The sequence below is a fragment of the Cryptosporangium aurantiacum genome, from assembly GCF_900143005.1.
GTDB classification, from domain to species: Bacteria; Actinomycetota; Actinomycetes; order Mycobacteriales; family Cryptosporangiaceae; genus Cryptosporangium; species Cryptosporangium aurantiacum.
Window position 1 is genome coordinate 71,500 of the sequence record NZ_FRCS01000014.1, and the last position, 17,866, is coordinate 89,365.

General features: G+C 69.7%; 13 protein-coding genes. 3 read left to right on the plus strand and 10 right to left on the minus strand.

The genetic code is table 11. The features are described from left to right. Positions 1-10: 10 nt before the first annotated feature. On the plus strand, positions 11-475 hold the full coding sequence (locus tag BUB75_RS33935; protein WP_073263043.1) for a hypothetical protein: 465 nt from the start codon (positions 11-13) through the stop codon (positions 473-475). A 9-nt stretch (positions 476-484) separates the two neighbouring features. On the opposite strand, the gene BUB75_RS33940 is transcribed toward BUB75_RS33935, so the two are convergent. The 8 genes from BUB75_RS33940 to BUB75_RS33975 form a co-directional block, all read right to left on the minus strand. Beyond that, positions 485-1,102 (minus strand): response regulator, encoded by a 618-nt coding sequence (locus BUB75_RS33940; protein WP_073263045.1) that lies wholly within the window; start codon positions 1,100-1,102, stop codon positions 485-487. Further along, entirely contained in the window at positions 1,099-2,331 is a 1,233-nt protein-coding gene (locus tag BUB75_RS33945; protein ID WP_245806357.1) for a sensor histidine kinase, read from the minus strand. The genes BUB75_RS33940 and BUB75_RS33945 overlap by 4 nt, the downstream gene beginning before the upstream one ends. Positions 2,332-2,336: 5 nt before the next feature. After that, entirely contained in the window at positions 2,337-3,164 is an 828-nt protein-coding gene (locus tag BUB75_RS33950) for an ABC transporter permease (RefSeq protein ID WP_073263047.1), read from the minus strand. Next, positions 3,161-3,997, minus strand: coding sequence for an ABC transporter ATP-binding protein (locus BUB75_RS33955; protein ID WP_143175589.1), 837 nt, complete (start codon positions 3,995-3,997; stop codon positions 3,161-3,163). Before BUB75_RS33955 ends, BUB75_RS33950 begins: the two co-directional genes overlap by 4 nt. 101 nt (positions 3,998-4,098) lie before the next feature. Next, positions 4,099-5,961 (minus strand): Gfo/Idh/MocA family oxidoreductase, encoded by a 1,863-nt coding sequence (locus BUB75_RS33960; RefSeq protein ID WP_143175590.1) that lies wholly within the window; start codon positions 5,959-5,961, stop codon positions 4,099-4,101. A 251-nt stretch (positions 5,962-6,212) separates the two neighbouring features. Then, entirely contained in the window at positions 6,213-7,268 is a 1,056-nt protein-coding gene (locus tag BUB75_RS33965) for a DnaJ C-terminal domain-containing protein (protein ID WP_073263051.1), read from the minus strand. A gap of 128 nt (positions 7,269-7,396) precedes the next feature. After that, positions 7,397-9,805 carry a beta-glucosidase family protein gene (locus BUB75_RS33970; RefSeq protein ID WP_073263053.1) on the minus strand — a complete coding sequence of 803 codons (2,409 nt, stop codon included), beginning with the start codon at positions 9,803-9,805 and terminating at the stop codon, positions 7,397-7,399. After that, positions 9,802-11,052 carry an MFS transporter gene (locus tag BUB75_RS33975; RefSeq protein ID WP_084742053.1) on the minus strand — a complete coding sequence of 417 codons (1,251 nt, stop codon included), beginning with the start codon at positions 11,050-11,052 and terminating at the stop codon, positions 9,802-9,804. The genes BUB75_RS33970 and BUB75_RS33975 overlap by 4 nt, the downstream gene beginning before the upstream one ends. Before the next feature lie 100 nt (positions 11,053-11,152). On the opposite strand from BUB75_RS33975, the gene BUB75_RS33980 reads away from it, so the two are divergent. After that, positions 11,153-11,806 carry a TetR/AcrR family transcriptional regulator gene (locus tag BUB75_RS33980; RefSeq protein WP_073263055.1) on the plus strand — a complete coding sequence of 218 codons (654 nt, stop codon included), beginning with the start codon at positions 11,153-11,155 and terminating at the stop codon, positions 11,804-11,806. Here the strand turns inward: BUB75_RS33980 and BUB75_RS33985 are convergent. Continuing rightward, positions 11,778-14,258 carry a hypothetical protein gene (locus BUB75_RS33985; RefSeq protein WP_143175591.1) on the minus strand — a complete coding sequence of 827 codons (2,481 nt, stop codon included), beginning with the start codon at positions 14,256-14,258 and terminating at the stop codon, positions 11,778-11,780. The genes BUB75_RS33980 and BUB75_RS33985 overlap by 29 nt on opposite strands. Positions 14,259-14,566: 308 nt before the next feature. Between BUB75_RS33985 and BUB75_RS33990 the strand changes: the two genes are divergently transcribed. Beyond that, positions 14,567-15,670 (plus strand): acetate/propionate family kinase, encoded by a 1,104-nt coding sequence (locus BUB75_RS33990; protein ID WP_073263059.1) that lies wholly within the window; start codon positions 14,567-14,569, stop codon positions 15,668-15,670. Here the strand turns inward: BUB75_RS33990 and BUB75_RS33995 are convergent. Further along, the gene (locus BUB75_RS33995; protein WP_073263061.1) at positions 15,667-17,784 is read right to left on the minus strand and encodes a catalase; all 2,118 of its coding nucleotides are present in this window, start codon (positions 17,782-17,784) and stop codon (positions 15,667-15,669) included. The genes BUB75_RS33990 and BUB75_RS33995 overlap by 4 nt on opposite strands. Positions 17,785-17,866 lie beyond the last annotated feature (82 nt).

The window sequence follows — 17,866 nt, forward strand, 5'->3', positions numbered from 1 at the left end:
GGGATCGGCGATGAACTGGATCGGCGACAACAAAGACGTACTGGCGATCGTTCTCTCGCTGACCGCGGTCGGGGTCAGCCTGGTGACGATCCTCCTGGCCCGTCGCCAGGCGCGGATCGACAGCTACACGCGGCTCCACGAGACGCTCGTCTCCCCCGCCATGGGCGAGGGCCGCCGGTTGCTCTTCCTCGCGGCGGCCGACGACACGTTTCCCGCGCCCGCCGATCCCGCCTGGGACAAGATCAACCAGGCGCTGGCGATCTACGACTGCGCCGGCGTCTACTACCGCAACAAGCTCATTCCGCGCCAGCTCTTCATGGAGTCCTGGCACCACCCGCTGGCCAACATCAAGGCGCCGGCCGAGGCCTTCCTGAACCACGCGCAGCGCAACTCGGTGCGGCGCACCTGGGTGTCGCTCCAGAACCTCCTCGACGAGGCCGCCGCCTACAAGAGCAAGGACTCGTGCTGCACGTGACCGCAGCCGTCACAGCAGGCCGCGGGCCATCGCGGTGGTGACGGCCGCGGTCCGGTCGGAGACGTCGAGCTTCGTGAACGTGCGGAGCAGGTGGGTCTTCACGGTGGCCTCGCTGATGTGCAGACGCCGCCCGATCTCCGCGTTCGTGTAGCCCTGCGCGACCAGGCCCAGCACCTGCACCTCCCGCGCGGACAGCTGCTGCTGACCGGGGTTGCGGACCTGCTTCACCAGCCGCCCCGCGACCGACGGCGCCAGCACGGTCTCGCCCCGGCTCGCGGCGCGCACGGCCGCGGTCAGCTCCGCCCGGGAGGCGTCCTTGAGCAGGTACCCGGCGGCTCCGGCGTCGACCGCGCGCAGGATGTCGGCGTCGGTGTCGTAGGTGGTGAGCACGACGACGTGCGTCGTCCGCACCTCGTCGCGGATCCGGCCGGTCGCGGTCGCCCCGTCCCCGCCGGGCATCCGCAGGTCCATCAGGACGACGTCCGGCCGCAGCGCCCTGGTCATCGCCACCGCCTCCGGGCCCGACCCGGCCTCCCCCACGACCTCGAGGTCGGGTTCGGCGTCGAGCATGCCCCGCAGACCGTCCCGGACCACCGGGTGATCATCGACGAGCAGCACCGTGATCATCGCGGCAACTCGCAGGTCACGGTGGTGCCCGCCCCGGGCGCCGAGCGGATGGTCAGGCCGCCGCCGAGCTGCTCCACGCGGCTCCGCATGCCCGGTAAACCGAACCCGGGCGGCTGCGCCGCCACGTCGAACCCGACGCCGTCGTCGTCGACGGTCAGCGTCACCGCGTCCGCGTGCACGAACAAATCCACGGTGACGCTCGACGCGCGGGCATGTTTGCGGATGTTGGCCAGCGACTCCTGCACCGCCCGCACCAGCACGACCTGAGCCCGCGTCGGCAGGTCGGCCGGGACGTCGTCCACCGAGCTGACGGCGTCCACGCCGGTCTCCTCGGCCAGCCGTGCGACCTGCTTGCGCACCACCTCGGCCAGCGTCCCGGCGCGCAGGTCGGCCGGAGCGAGCACGGTCACCATCGCCCGTGCCTCGGCCAGGTTCTCCCTGGCGGTCCGCACGGCCATGGCCAGGTGCCGGTCGGCTGCCGGCCGGTCGGCGTCCAACTCGGTCTCGGCGGCCTGCACGAGCGTCACGATACTGGTGAACCCCTGGGCGAGCGTGTCGTGGATCTCGGCGGCCAGCCGGTTCCGCTCGGCCGCGGCACCGGCCCGGTGCGAGAGATCGGTGACCTCGGCGCGGCTCGCCTCCAACTCGGCGATGAGCTGGGCCCGCTCGGCGTTCTGCTTGCCGATGCTGACGATCGACACCCCGATCACTGCCGTGAAGGCCAGCCCGAGCACCGCGAGCCCCAGGTCCGGCCCGAGCTGGTCGAGCGAACGCTGCTGCAGCGCGTGCACCGGGACCGGGGTGAAGTTGAAGACGGTGGCCGCGACCAGCGACGTCCACAGCCGCAGGCAGAGGAACCCGATCGGGCAGACCGCGAACAGCGCGAACGACGCCAGGCCGTTCGCGGTGACCGCGGCGATGAACAGCACCGCGACCGCGGCGACGTAACCGATCGCGGCCGGGGTGTCCGGGTCGCGGTCGAGATCGTCGTCGCGGGCGAGCCGCCGGCCGACGAGCGCCCAGCTCAGCACGATCAACCCGAGGCACGTCACCGACACCGTCCGCCGGGCCAGGCTGGTCACGTCGTCGGCGTAGACCAGCATCGCCAGCCCGATCAGGCACACGCTCAGGTACGCGTCCCAGGTCCAGAGCCAGCGCCGGGAAGCGGTCGCGAGGTCGACGGTGCCCGGACGCGCCGGTGCCTCCGACGCGTCCGGACGCTCGATCATCGTGGTCACCGGGTCCGCCGGTCGGTCCAGCGGAACGTCGCCAGCGCCAGCACCAGCCCGACGACGCACCACGCGCCGAGCACCAGCGCGATCCGGCCGTGCTCCCACTGCCCCGCCACCTCCTGCGCCGCCAACTCGTCCGGCAGGAACACCGACCGGAAACCCTGCCCCATCCACTTCACCGGGAAGATCGAGGCGACCTTCACCATCGCATCCGGCAGGGAGGCGATGTCCACGAAGATGCCGGAGACGAACTGCAGCCCGATCACCGGCAGGTTGAGAACCGCGGCCGCGCTCTTCGCCGACCGGGCCACCGAACTGGCCGCGACACCCAGGAGTGTGCACGCGACCACCGACAGAACGAACAGCCAGCCGAACGTCACCCAGCGGCCCGCGTCCTGCGGCAGCTTCAGGTCGAAGAACGCCACGCCGACGCCGAGCAGCAACACGACCTCGGCCGCGGTGGTGACCAGGACCAGGATTATCTTCCCGATCAGGTACGTACCGGCGGTGGCCGGGGTGCCGTGTAACCGCTTGAGCGTGCCGTCCTCACGGTCGGTCGCGATGCCGACACCGATGTTGAGGAACGCGGTCGAGAGGATGCCGTACGCGATCATGCTCGCGGCGAAGATCTGCGACACGGTGACGCCGGGGTAGCCGTCCAGCGGCTCGTTGAAGATGAACCCGAGCATCAGCAGGATGAACGCGGGCAGCGTGAACGTGAAGATCACCGCGTCGCGCTCGCGGAAGAACTGTTTGACCTCGAGGACGCCGCGGGCGACGCCGATCCGCAGGGTGGTGGGCAGCGGTGCCGTGTGCGTGGCGGTGGTCATCGGACCTCTCCGATCAGCTCGAGGTAGACGTCTTCGAGGCTGCGGCGCTCGACGCGCAGCTCGGTGAGGCTGGGGTCTTCACGGCGGCTGAGCGCGGCCACCAGCGCGGTCGGGTCGGTGGTGGCGACGCGGTGCGCGCCGTCGGCGTCCTGCCAGGTGACCGTGGATTCGGCGGTGCGTCCGCCGAGGTCCTGCGGTGTTCCCTCGGCGACGATGCGCCCGCCCGCCAGAATCGCGAGGCGACCCGCCAGCGCTTCCACCTCGTCGAGGTAGTGGCTGGTCAGAACAATCGTCGTGCCGTCGGCGGCGAGCCCGCGGATCAGCGTCCAGAAGTGCCGCCGCGCCTCCGGGTCGAAGCCGGTCGTCGGCTCGTCGAGGAACAGCAGTTCGGGGTTGCCGACGATGCCCAGCGCGACGTCGACGCGGCGGCGCTGGCCGCCGGAGAGCGTACGGAGCTTGGACTTGGCCTTCTCGGCCAGCCCGCACTGCTCGATCACCGCGTCCGGGTCACGCGGCGCCGGGTAGTAACCGGCGACGTGCCGGATGATCTCGCGCACGGTCAGCTCGGGAGCGTCGGCGGTGCCCTGCAGCACGATGCCGAGCCGGGCCCGCCACCGCCGGCCGGCGTTGTCGGGGTCGTCGCCCAGGACGCGGACCTCGCCGCCGTCGCGGCGGCGGTGCCCCTCCAGGATCTCCACCGTGGTGGTCTTTCCGGCGCCGTTCGGGCCGAGCAGCCCGAACACCTCGCCGCGCTCGACCCGCAGGTCGATACCGTCGACGGCGGAGTTCCCGCCGTAGCTCTTGCGGAGTTGGGAAACCTCGATGACAGCCATGCATCGAGCGTCCCGTCGAACTCACCGCCCAGGGACGACCGCGAGACTGAACCCGGTTGTCCACCGACCGGTGGACAGCGCCGCTTACGGCGCCGTAGCGCTCAACGCTCGAGCGGAGCAACCGCCGCCGGCGCTTCGTCGGACAGCGAGACCCATGAATCCACAGGTGGAACCGCCTCGTACGAGGTCACCGGAACGCGGCAGACCTCGACACGATCACACAGGTCGTCCCACCAATCGAGGGCGTCCAGCTGTCGCTGGAAGTCGTCGAACCGTAGGGCATCCCAGCCGTTCAACGAGAAGCTGGTGAACAGCGACATGAGCACGCTGTAATTGGCTGAGTACTTTGTCGAATCGACGGCAATAACCCCTCGATTCACGTCGGCAACGGTCAGCGATATGTTTCGCGCGTCGAAATCACAGTCGACCCTGCCGTTCTCGTACTCGATCCGAGCCATTCGGGAGGCCATCGAATCCGGTACGTACTTGCCCACCCTCATCGTCACGTCAATCGCACCGCACCTGCCCCGCGCCGCGAACCACGTCGGTGCGATTTCTTTTTCGACCAGCTCACGGATCTGCCGGGCGCGCGGGTCGTACCGCCCGACAATGCACTCGTCCCAGGCGACTGCCGTGGAGCCGGTCACGTGACGCAGGATGAGGAGCGGATGAACAGCCGTCTCCACGAACGAGCGCAGGACACCGGGCAACTCGGTCCAGAGCCGGCTGGTGCCGTGCGGCGAGCGGCCTGTCCCCTCCAGCAGGTCGATCGTGATCGACTCGATCCGGCCGAGTTCGGCCTTGATCGAGCCCAGCTCAGCGCCCGAGATTAGACCTGGCCGGTCTTCAGAGAGATGTCGGGCGTAGATCGGCAACGGATCGATGAAATAGGTCAGCGGAAGGGCCTTTTCGAGCGTGTAGTAGCTGAGCGCGAACCCACGCTCCATCAGCTCGGGAGCCGACCTCAGGATGTCACGCTCTGATCTGACCGAAGAGATCGGCTTTTCCACCGCGAACGGAATACCGGCGTTCGCGAGTCGAACCAGCTGGGAGAAATGCACATAGGTGGGGGAAGCGATGATGGTCGGCGATCGCTCGCGCAGCGACGTGTCCATGACCCGGTCCGGCGCGGCTATTTCCAGGCGCGCGGCTTCTCGATCGATGTGGTACCGCCAGTCCTCGTCGGCCTCCGGAACCGTGACGACCACGATGTCGTCTCGGTCGTAGCCCAAGGACTTCAGCGCCGGAATTATCCGCTTCGCCGTGACGTCACCTGCGCCCACTATCACGAAGTTCTGCGGCGCCCGGGTTCGGATTCCGGGGTGCGAGCTGAGGACCACAGTAATCGCGACTCCGAGGTAGAAAAGCGTTGCGATAGCCACTCCGACACCCACGCTATCACCGACCTGCGGATTTCCGACCGCATCCACCAAAAGCTTCGACAGATCCCGGTCCAGCACCAGCGAGGCGAGGAGGGCCTGGGTCGTCAGCACGAGCGGGAAGGTCAGCAAGTACTCAGCAGGATGGAAGATCGTGTAATGCAGTTCAAGGAACCCTCGGAGCAGGAGATAGTACAGAATCCATACATTGATCTCGAAGATCATTACACCCGCGAGGACAATTCCGGCATATTTGATGCTAGTGGGCGCGGTGTCCAGCTGGTCCTGAGAAACAAATACCAAGAGAACTGCCGCAAATTCGGCGAGGAAATACCATTCCGTGTACGCCGAAGGGAAGTCCGGACGCATGTTCGTCGTCGGACGGGCCGCGATAATTCTGCGAACCGTGAACTTCACCCATTGCAGCGGCGAAAGTAGGCGCGCCAAGTAGACCGCATGGAATGCCACGAAGGGTAGCGGTGAAATCCGCCCACCCCAGACGTAGGACGAGGAGGTCGGCTTTGTCGATACCTGCTGAATGACGCGACTTGCGCGCAACCATGCGGACTGGAGCAGCTGGCCCATCCAACCAGCGTAAATAAGCGGCAACCTCGCGAGGTGCCATAATGCTCGGCTCAACCCAATGGCCTCACCAGACCACCCGAAAGCCCGAACACCAGGGCCGCCCTCATCCCCACGTTCCAGCCTCTTCTGGGACAGATTTCGGCAAGGCGCCAAAATGACGACTGCGATATTGGGTGATGGTGCCCGTCTCCCGGACGGGCACCATCACCGTTGAGACTTTCGTGCCGCCGCACGGTCACGTCGATACGACGTCACGCCGCTTCGCGGGGGTCGGCGGCGGCGTGGGCCCCGGCAAGGGCTTCCCAGGCGGCGCGCTGGTCGGACGTGAGCCGCTGTGGCACGACGATGCGCACCTCGGCGTAGAGGTCACCGGCGCTGCCGCGGGGGTTGGGCAGGCCGCGTCCGCGCAACCGTAGCCGGCGGCCGGACGACGAGCCGGCGGGCACCTTCACGTCCACACGGCCGCCGGGCGTCTCCACCGCGGCCGTCGCCCCGAGCGCGGCGTCCCACGGCGTCACCGGTAGCTCCACGGTGACGTCCCGGCCGTCGACCCGGTACCGGGCGTGCGGCGCCAGCCGCACCAGCAGGTACAGGTCGCCGCGCGGCGCGTCCTCGCCGAAGCCCTCGCCGCCCTGGCCGGCCAGCCGGATGCGCTGCCCGTCGACCACGCCGGCCGGGATGTTGACGTCGATCGTCCGGACGCCGGCCGCGGTCCGCATCGTCAGGCTGCGCCGCCCACCGGCGTACGCGTCCTCGACCGACAGCTCCAGCTCGGCCTCGACGTCGGGCCCGGCCACCGGGCCACCAGCGCCACCCGCGCCACCGCCGAAGAACCCGGCGCCCCCGCCGCCGAACAGCCCACCGAGCAGGTCCTCGAAGTCCGGGCCACCGTCGGAACCGCCGGCCGAGAAGTACACCCGGCGCCCGCCGAACGACGCCCCGTCACCGAACGGCCCGGAGCCTCCGGACGGCCCAGAACCACTGGACGGCCCAGAACCACCGAACGGCCCAGAACCACCGGACGGCCCAGAGCCGAACGCCGCGGCCGGGTCGAAGTCCTCGGGCACCTTCCGCCAGTCGTCGCCGAACCGCGGCGAGAACCGGTCGTACCGGGCCCGCGTCGCGGGATCGGACAGCACCTCGTTGGCCTCGTTGATCCGCTTGAACCGGTCCTCGGCGTCCGGATCGGAGTTGACGTCCGGGTGATACGTCCGGGCCAGCTTCCGGTAGGCGCGCTGGATGTCCTCCTGGCTCGCCGACCGGTCGACGCCCAGCACCTCGTAGTAGTCGCTCGTGGTGGTGGCCACCTTTCCGCTCCTCGTCGCTCGCGTCGCTACGTCCAACCCGGAAGACACCGGGGCGGGACGTTTCATTCCCCGAAGTTGAGCGTACGACGCTCAACTTTGACACGGAGGACGGGGCGCGCGGGTGGCGCTCAGGCCTCCAGGGTCAGTGGGGTATCGACGACCGAGCGGCCCACGTGCAGGGTGAACGGCCCGGGCTCGCGCTCCCACCCGTCGCCGGACCAGTGCTCGAACGCGCGGGCGGGCAGCGGAATCCGCACCGTCGCCGCCGAGCCGGCCGCCGCGGACACGACGGCGAACCCGACGAGCCACCGCGCCGGCCGGTCGACCGCGCTCTCCGGCCGCGACGCATAGACCTGGACGACCTCACGCCCGGAACGCGAGCCGGTGTTCTGCACGGTCACCTCGACCGCGTTGCCCCCGACCGCGGCCGCGGAGTAGGCCCAGGTCGTGTACCCGAGGCCGTGCCCGAACCAGAACGCCGGCTGCGCACCGGAGCGCAGCCAGCCGCGGTGCCCGACATGGATCGACTCGGTGTAGGTCAGCCCGCCGTCGACCGGCCGGGTCGAGTACACCGGGACGTCGTCCTCGGCCGCGGGCCAGGTGGTGGGCAGCCGCCCGCCCGGCTCCTCGGCGCCGAGCAGGACGTCGGCCAGCGCGTTGCCGGTCTCCATCCCGGCGAACCACGAGAGCAGCACCGCCGGGGCCTCGTCGAGCCACGGCAGGACGACCGGCGCCCCCGAGTTCACCACGACGACCGTGCGCGGGTTCGCCGCGAGGACCCGCCGGACCAGCTCGTCCTGCCGCCCGGGCAGCGCGAGACCGGCGCGGTCGTACCCCTCGCTCTCGACCTCCTCGTTGGTGCCGACGGCCAGAACCACGGCGTCCGCGGAGGCGGCCAGCGCGACCGCGTGCTCCAGCTCGTCGTCCTCGGTGCGACGGGGCGGCTGCGCGACCAGGCGGAGCATCGCGGCCGCGAACGTGTTGCCCGCGGGCAGCTCGTACCGCAGCACGACGTCGACCGAGCCGCCCGCGGCGAGCCGGACCGGCGCGTAGGCCTGGTCGGGGTTCATCATCGCTTCCACCAGGTCCGGGCCGGGCGGGTCGATGACCTGGTCGAGGACGTCGTGGCCGTCGACGGTCAGCCGGAACTGGCCGACACCGGCGGCGCCCAGCAGGTGGTCGCCGTCCACCAGGGCGGTGTACCGGGTGGCGATCTCGATCGCGCTCACCCGGGAGGCCTCGGCACCGGCGAAGCTGCCCAGGTAGGTCAGCTGACCGCTCTCCCGGTGCTCCTCGGCGAGCGGGGCGCCGGTCTCGTCGACGAACCGGACGCGCAGCCCCGGAGTGCCGTCGACCGGGTCGGTGACCTGCTCCAACGGCACCGGGTCGAGCTTCTCGCTGGGGAAACAGCCGGAGGCGGCGACGACCTCGACGCCCTCTCCGAGCGCCGCGCTCAACCCCGCGAGCGGCGTCACCGTGTACGTGGGGCTGACGCTCGCCGACCCGCCGCCCATCGTCCGGGCCTGCACGGCGTTCGGGCCGATGACGGCCACCTTCCGCAGCGCGGGAGCCGACAGCGGCAGGACACCGGCGTTCTTCACGAGAACCATCCCGCGCGCCGCGGCCTCGCGGCTGAGCGCGGCGACCTCCGCGTCCGGCGCCGGACCGATCAACGGCACCGCCGGAGCGATCCCGTCCAGCGCACCGACCCGTTCGGCCAGCCGGAGCAGGCGACGGACCTTGTCGTCGATCCGCGATTCGGGTACCGACCCGTCGCGGACCGCGGCGACCAGTGCGTCACCCCACGGGCTGATCGGGCCCGGCATAGCGAGGTCCAGGCCCGCGTTGCCCGCCGCGACCGTGCTGCGGGTCGCGAACCAGTCCGACATCACGACGCCGTCGAAGCCCCACTCGTCCTGCAGCACGTCACGCAGCAGCGGGCTCTCGGTCATCGTGGCACCGGCCACCGCGTTGTAGGCGGCCATCACCGCCCAGACGCCCTCGGCGACGATCCGCTCGAACGGCGCGAGGTAGACCTCCCGCAGCGCCCGGTCGTCGACCGTGACGTCGTAGGACATCCGCTCGGTCTCGCTGTCGTTGGCGACGAAGTGCTTCACGGTCGCGGCGACCCCGCCGGACTGGACCCCGCGGACGTACGCCGCGCCGATCTCGCCGGAGAGCAGCGGGTCCTCCGAGTACGCCTCGAAGTGCCGCCCTCCGAGCGGCGACCTGTGCAGGTTCACGGTCGGCGCGAGCAGCACGTCGACGTTCTTCCGGCGGGCTTCGGCGGCCAGCAGGCGGCCGAGCCGCTGCACCAGGCCGACGTCCCAGGACGCGGCGAGCGCGGTCGGGGACGGGATGTTGGCCGAGCGGTCCCGCTCGTCCCAGTTGGTGCCACGGACGCCTGCCGGACCGTCGGAGAGCACGACCTTGCGCAGGCCGACCGCGGGCTCCGGGTACAGCGACCAGAAGTCCTCGCCGGTCAGCAGACGAACCTTCTGCTCCAACGACAGCTTGCCGAGGAGGTCCTCACTCATGCCACACTCCTGATTCTGGTGACGAGAAGCGCGCCGACGATCCCGACGACGGCTCCGGCGACGAACAGCAGCGGGTAGCCGCCGATCGCCAGGAACACCGGCGCGATCGCCGGCGCCAGTGACTGGGGAAGCGCGTTGGCCATGTTGATCACGCCGAGGTCCTTCGCGACGTCGTCCGCGCTGGGGAGCACCTCGGTGATCAACGCGAGGTCGACCGCGTAGAAGCAGCCGGTCCCCAAGCCGAGGATGATCTCCCCGATCAGCAACTGGGTGAACGAGCCGGAGAGCGCGACGACGATCAGTCCGACCATAGCGACCAGCGCGGCGACCACGACGAACGGCTTCCGCCGTCCGAGCCGATCGGAGAAGAATCCGCCGAGAACGCTGGTCAGTATGGTCACCGCGGCGGCCGCGACGGTGGCGATCGCGACCCGGCCAGGCACCTCGTCGGTCGGGATGCCGAGCTCGTCGCTGAGGAAGAACGGCAGGTACGTGAGGCCGGTCGCCGCCGCGAACACGAACGTGAACCGGGTCAGCCAGGCCCAGCCGAAGTCGGGGTAGCGGCGGGGGTCGAAGACGAACGACCCGAGAAACGCCTTGAGGTCCAGCCGGCCAGCCGGACGCCCGGCGGCGACCCGATCGCTGAGCACGAACACGAAGAGGCCGACGAGTGCCAGTGCGATCAGCGCGGGCACCAGGAAGCGGGCCAGGTCACCGTCGAGCACCGCCGTCAACAGCGACCCGACGACGATGCTGAGCAGCGTCGTGATGCCGACCAGCCCGCTGATCGCGCCCCGGCGCGCGGAGGGGACCTGGTCGGGCAGCGTCGCCGACAGCGCGGCGAGCGCCCCGTTGTAGGCCACCTGCGTCACGCACCAGCCGATGCCGATCATCAGGACGTCGTCCGCGGTCGCGACCACCACGAGGCCGAGCGCGCCGAGGAGCGTGCCGCCGAGCAGCCACGGCTTGCGCATCCCGTACCGGGACGCGGTGCGGTCGGACAGCCGGCCCGCGAGCGGGTTGCTGACCAGCGCGAGGAACGCCCCGATGCCGAGCACGATGCCTAAGTCGCGCTCCTTCGTGTCCGGCGCGACCGCCTCCACCTTCAGCGCGAGCGTGACGACGACCGGCGTCAGCAACGCCAGGTTGAGGCCGAACGCCGCGAGCGGCATCGTCGCGCCGAAGCGCCCCAGCGGCGTGCCGGGCGGCGCCGTGCGCGTCGACAGCGCTGTCGGGTCGAAGGCCATGGACCGCTCCTCTGCGGTGGATCGGCAGCGCGGTAAAAACCGACTGGCCGATAGGTTTCTATCCTAGGACGAGGATCGTGGCGTCGCCTAGCGTGGCGGTGTGACGAATCAACCGGTAGACGTCGATCCAGGGGCCACGCAGCCGGCCGGACGGCGTCGGCCGCGGGGCAGCTACTCCAAGGGCAGGGCGAAACGCGCCGAGATCCTGCACGAGGCGGTCCGGGTCTTCGCCGAGTCCGGCTACCGCGGTGGTTCGCTCAAGGAGATCGCCGACCGGGTCGGGCTGAGCCAGGCCGGGCTGCTCCACCACTTCGCATCCAAGGAGCACCTGCTCGCCGAGGTCATCGCGGTGCGCGACGCCGAGGACGCGGCCCGTCTCTTCCCGGCGGACCAGCCGGTGACCGGGCATGCCGCACTGGAACGCCTGGCCGAGCAGGTCCGGCACAACACGAGTGTGCCGGGGCTCGTCCAGCTCTACACGACGCTGGCCGGCGAGGCGGTCGCCGAGGGCCACCCCGCGCGCGAGCCGTTCACCGAGCGGTACCGCGCGCTACGGGCGATGCTGCGCGACGCCGTGTCCGAAGCGCAGTCCACCGGGGACATTCCGGCCGAGATCGATGCCGACGCCGCCGCCACCGCGCTGATCGCGCTCATGGACGGGCTCCAGATCCAGTGGCTCCTGGACCCGGACGCCGTCGATATGCCTGCCGTTTTCGAACTGTTCCTCAGTTCGCTGAGACTTCTCGCTCGCTAGCGTCCGGCTCGCGACGCGCCCGCAGCACCTGCGTCCAGCTCTGGCGCGCTTCGTCCTTTCCGTAAACCCAGTCGGTTCCCGTGGACGCGTTCAGGCTCACGGTCGCGTCCAGCTCAGCGATCCACCACGACGCGATCTCTTCCCAGTAGACGTACGAGTCGCCTTCCCGGGCGGCTTGGAGCTGACGGAACGCCTCGACGGCGGGCTCCAGGCGCCCGGCCACACAATCCGCGAAGATCTCTGCCACCAGCGCGTACACCGGCACGCCGGCCGTGGGCTGCCGAAGCGGTGCGAGAGCCTCCCGCACCTCGTCGCGCGAGGTCGGTGTGGTGTTCGCGATCGCCACGGCGACACGGCACTCCGCCTCACTGACCGGCACGCCGATCCGGCGATAGATGTCGATCGCCTCCGCTGCCTCCGCCTGCGACCCCGGCCGGGTGAAGCAGCGGAGTTCAGCGCGTGTCCGCAGCGCATGCGCGTACAGGTCGAGCGCGTTGATGCTCCGCGCGGTCTCGATCCGCTCCTCGAACAGCGAGTCCGCTTCCTCGAACCGGCCGCAGATCCAGGCGACACGGCCGGCGATGCCCTGTTGCCAGAAGCGCTGCAGCGGGTCGGCGTCGTCGAAGATCGCCGCGACGGCATCGCGCAGCCGGCCGCAGACCCAGTCGCTCCGCGACAGCGCGTGCGCCACGAACGGGCGGAAGTACCCGTCCGACGAACTGAGCGACAGCCGGAGCGCCCGTGCCGCGTCCCAGCGCCCACTCTCATCGAGCATCCACGCCGACCAGTAGCCGAGGTACTGGCGGCCCACCGGATCCAGGTCGGAGCGCCGGAGAATCCCGTCGAGGATCTCCGCCGTGCGTTCCGGACCCAACGTCCGACGATGCGCTATCGCCCACAGCCCGTAGGCCGAGTTGTGAATAGCGACGTTTCCTTCCGGAACCACCGACATCACGCCGGCCAACGCAGCCAAATTACCGATCGAGTGGAGACGGCCGGCCAATTGCCACACCCACGACGGGATCTTTTTGGTGCAGCTGGTCAGCCGGAATGCCTCCACGAAGTAACCGGCCAGCGTCGAGCTCTCGATTGCACCGGTAGCGTCGAGTTCCGGGCGAATGCGGCGATGGATTTCCGCGAGGAGCCGCGCCGCCGCCGCCGACCACTCTCGCTCCGACCACCGATCCTCCGCAACGTCCGCATCCTGGACGGCATCACGCAGCGACTCGTGAATCCCGTAGGGCAGGAAGTCATTGGGATACCGCTGCACCAGGGATCGCCGAAGAAACTGTTCTAACGCCGAGTCCGGCAGATCCGACGCACCGGCCAGAAGGAGGTCCGCGTCGAACCTGCTCACCATCGAGGCCATTCGCAGCAGCGTCCGCTGATTGGCCTTCAGATCACGAAGGATCCTGAGCACCACCTCGGGAAAAGGCTGCCCGAAGTCGTTCTCGCTGACCTCGGCCCCCCGGGCGAGGCCCTGCGCGTATTGAACCGCGGAGAGATCCAGGTACAGCGGCACGCCGCTCGCCCCGGCGATGATCCGCTGACGAATGGTCACGGGTATCGCCGGTTCTCCCGAATCCTGCAGCCGGAGCGTCAAGAACCGTTCCGCGTCGGTATTCGACAGGGATCCGACGAGGTGCTGCCGAGGTTCGACCTCGCCGAGCTCGTCGGCGAGAAACGGCCACCTCTCCGGCCCTGCCCATTGCATGCACGCACGACTCGCCTCGTCCGCCCAGCGGACCTGGTTCCGGCCGGTGAGGACGAACAGGGCGTTCGGAGTCAAATAGGCGATCCGCGCGAGGAGGTCTTCGAGGTCGTTCCGCCGGGGCTCCGACTCCTGGACTCGCTCCCAGGTATCGAAGAACACCGTGAGGCTGAGCGTCACCCCGTCCGCAGCCCGTCGCTCCTGAACCCGTGCCAGGTCCCAAGCGAGCAGCGATGCCAGGTACGAACGCATGACGATCGGATCGGACTCGGACACGACCGGCTCGAAGAACGGGCACTCGCGCAGGAGTTGCCGCTCGGCGATCCGATCCCGGACGCTACCGCCGAGGGCCTTCGCACCCGCGACGAAGATTCCCAGCACACCGCCGGGGCTCGCGAGCAGATCCTGCACGGCATCCTGGATCTGCGTGCCCACCTGCGAACTGCCGCTCAGCCGGCGGAGCATCGACGAATTGTTCAGCACGGTCTGCATCGGAATTCCCGGGTGGGCCCGTTCCCAATACGCCGCAAAAGCGAGGTCGAACGCGGGCCAGACCGGCCGGTAGTTTCCGAGCACCGCACGCAGGCCCAGCAGAATGCTCTCGATGTCGCTGGCCTGACCCGAATCGAAGTCGTGCCGGAAACTGAGCCGCTCCACCGACTCCGGACGCTCCCGGTGCAGCCGGGACTCGAGTTCGCGAGAGAGACGCGATTTGCCGATTCCCCCCAATCCGTAGAACACCAGAACGTTGGTGCGGGGCGAGATAACGTCCTCGACCAGCCCGCGCGCTCCCCCGAGGCGATCGTCAACGCTCTGCAGTGACCGACCAAATGCTTCGATCTCCGACGTTCTGTTCGTGAAAGTGTTCTGAGCGGACGAGATCGCCGACGATCCGGTGGAAAAGAAAGTATCCAGGTCCACTCGGGCCCTCCCCAGTTAGCCAGATCTCCATCCTAGGACCGGCTCACAACAGTTCACGCCGATTTGCCCTCGGTGACGACCTCCGCGGGTCGGTTTCAACGCCGGATGCAGTGTGTATTCCGGTAGGCATGACACGGGTTCTCGCGGTCACCGCCGGGTCGCACAGCGTCGGGGTCGCGCTGATCCGCACCGCCGACGATCCGGACGCGATGGACGAGCTCGCCGCCGAGACGCTGGACGTCGAGCCCGGTTCGGACGAGGCCACCGACGCGCTGCGCGACCTCCTCGGCACGCTCCCGGACGAACCGGACGCGGTCGGTCACCGCCTGGTGCACGGCGCACGCGTCGTCGCGGTCCCCACGGTCGTGGACGACGCGCTGGCGGACGCGCTGGGCGAGGTCGCCGACCTCGCACCGCAGCACGTCCCACCGGCGCTGGCGTTGCTGGCCGCAGCCCGGTCGCAGCTTCCGGACGTACCGCACTTCGTGTGCCCGGACACCGCGTTCCACGCCGGGCTACCGCCGGCCGCGGCGATGCTGCCGCTGCCCGCCGAATGGCGAGAGCGCTGGGGGCTGCACCGGTACGGATTTCACGGCCTGTCGTACGCGTGGGCATCCCGCCGCGCGGCGGTGCTGCTGGGACGGCCGTCGCCGAACCTGGTGATCGCCCACCTCGGCGGCGGTGGTTCGGTGTGCGCGGTCGCCGGCGGGCGCAGCGTCGATACGACGATGGGCATGACGCCGCTGGACGGGATCCCGATGACCAAGCGTTCCGGGGCGGTCGACCCGGGGCTGCTGCTCTGGCTGCTCGACGGGCGGCTGACCCGCGACGAGCTCGCCGAGGGTCTCCAGAAGAAGTCCGGGCTGCTCGGCATGTCCGGAGGGCTCTCCGACGACACCCGGGAGCTGGTCGGGTCGTCCGAGCCGGCGGCCGCCGCGGCACTGGACGCCTACGCCCATGCCGTCCGGCGAGCCATCGGCGCGATGGCCGCGTCGCTGCCGCACTTGGATGCGCTGGTGTTCACCGGGGAGATCGGCTGGGACCAGCCCGAGGTGCGAGCGGCGGTCTGTTCGGAGCTGGCCGTGCTGGGGGTGCAGCCGGTCAGCGGTGGCAACCGCGAGGACGACGGGCTGATCTCGGCGCCGGACGCCGATGTGCCGGTGCTCGTCGTCCAAGTGAAGGAGGAGCACCAGATCGCCCTCGAGGTTGCCACCGCACTCCACAAGGCCTAAGCCGGCGGGACCTCGGAAGCCATCACGGCGTCGGCGCGCTCCCAGACGCGGTGGAGGCCCACGGCCTGCACGAACGACGTCGCGAAGTCCTTGTCGGGGTTGTCCGCCAGCAGAACACCCGGGCCACCGGCGATACCCGCGCCGGCGAGGACCTTCACGCCGTCGCCCCAGGCCGCGATCACCTTGTTGTGCCGGAACGCCTCCAGCAGCAGGATGCGGGCCTTGATGTCCCCGGCGTCCGGCGTCTCAGCCACGCCGGAGGCCACGACGATCGCGTCGAACTCGATCGAGCGGGCGGTGAGGAACGTCCGCTCCACGACCTGCTGCGACTTCCCGGAACCCAGCATCCCGCCCTGCGGTGCGATGATCCGCACCACCGCACCCGCGGCCTCCAGTGGCTCGCGCAGCTTCTCGATGCCGGACAGGTCCGCACCCGGCCCCGCGACGACGCCGATGATCCGGCCGGTGATCGGCCCCGGACCCGGCGGGATCTGGGACAGCGCGGGCGACACCGGTCCGTGCGTCACCGGCTCGTCCTTCGGGGCCGGCAGACCCAGCCCCGCGGCCACGGTCTGGCACAGCGTGGCGTCGATCTTCGCGAGCACCTGCAGCTCACGCTCCTTGATCGCCTGCTCGTAGCACTTGCCCAGCTCGAACGTGAACGCCTCGGTGACGTGGACCTGCTCGACCGGGCTCAGCGAGTGGTAGAACAGCGCCGCCTGGCTGAAGTGGTCGTCGAACGAGGCCGGGTTCTCGCGCACCTTGGGGCCGGCGACCTCGCGCGGCACCTCCACGTACCCGTCGGTGGTGAACGGACCGCCGCCGTCGATCGAGTTCGGCAGGTACGGCGCCTGCCCACGGTGGACGGCGGTCTGGTGCATGCCGTCCCGCAGGTTGTCGTTGACCTCGGTGTGCGGCCGGTTGATCGGCAGCTGCGGGAAGTTCGGGCCGCCCAGCCGGGTGAGCTGGGTGTCCAGGTAGGAGAACAGCCGGGCCTGCAGCAGCGGGTCGTTGGTCACCTGAATGCCCGGCACCAGGTTGCCGAGGTGGAACGCGACCTGCTCGGTCTCGGCGAAGTAGTTCGTCGGGTTGCGATCGAGCGTCAGCTTGCCGACCCGCTGCACCGGCGCGAGCTCCTCCGGGACGAACTTGGTCGGGTCGAGCAGGTCGATGCCCTGGAACGTCTCGTCCGGGGAGTCCGGCAGCAGCTGCAGCCCGAGCTCGTACTCGAAGTACGCGCCGGCCTCGATCGCGTCGGCCATGTCCCGCCGGTGGAAGTCCGGGTCGACGCCCGCCGCGATCTGCGCTTCCTCCCAGACCAGCGAGTGCACACCGGCGATCGGCTTCCAGTGGAACTTCGCGAGGCAGGTCTCACCGTCCGCGTTCTCCAGCCGGAACGTGTGGACGCCGAAGCCCTCCATCGTCCGGTAGGAGCGGGGGATGCCGCGGTCGGACATGTTCCAGAACACGTGGTGGGTGGCCTCGGTGTGCAGCGACACGAAGTCCCAGAACGTGTCGTGCGCCGACTGGGCCTGCGGGATCTCGCGGTCCGGGTGCGGCTTTCCCGCGTGGATGATGTCCGGGAACTTGATCCCGTCCTGGATGAAGAACACCGGGATGTTGTTGCCGACGAGGTCGAACGTCCCCTCGTCGGTATAGAACTTGGTCGCGAACCCGCGCGTGTCCCGCACCGTGTCCGCGGAGCCGCGGGAGCCCAGCACGGTCGAGAACCGCACGAAGACGTCGGTCTTGTGGCCTTTCTCGGCGAGGAACTTCGCCTTGGTGGCCGAAGCGGCGTTGCCGTAGGCGACGAACGTGCCGTGCGCGGCGGCCCCACGGGCGTGCACCACGCGCTCGGGGATGCGCTCGTGATCGAAGTGGGTGATCTTCTCCCGCAGGTGGTGGTCCTCGAGCAGCGAGGGCCCGCGCGGTCCTGCTTTGAGCGAGTGGTCGGTGTCGGAGAGCCGGAGGCCCTGCGACGTGGTGAGGTGCTCCCCCGCCTGGGCGCGGGGGTCACCGCCGAACAGGTGTTCCCGCTCGGTCCGACCGGTCGGACTTACCGGCGCAGGCGCCGCCTGGTCGGGGTTCTGTGTGACGTTGCTGTCGGCTGCCATAAACACTCTCCGGGGCGACGTCGGGCGAAGCGGACGCGGTCGGATGCCACCGGCGGCGCGGTCGAAACCCCGGGACGCCCCG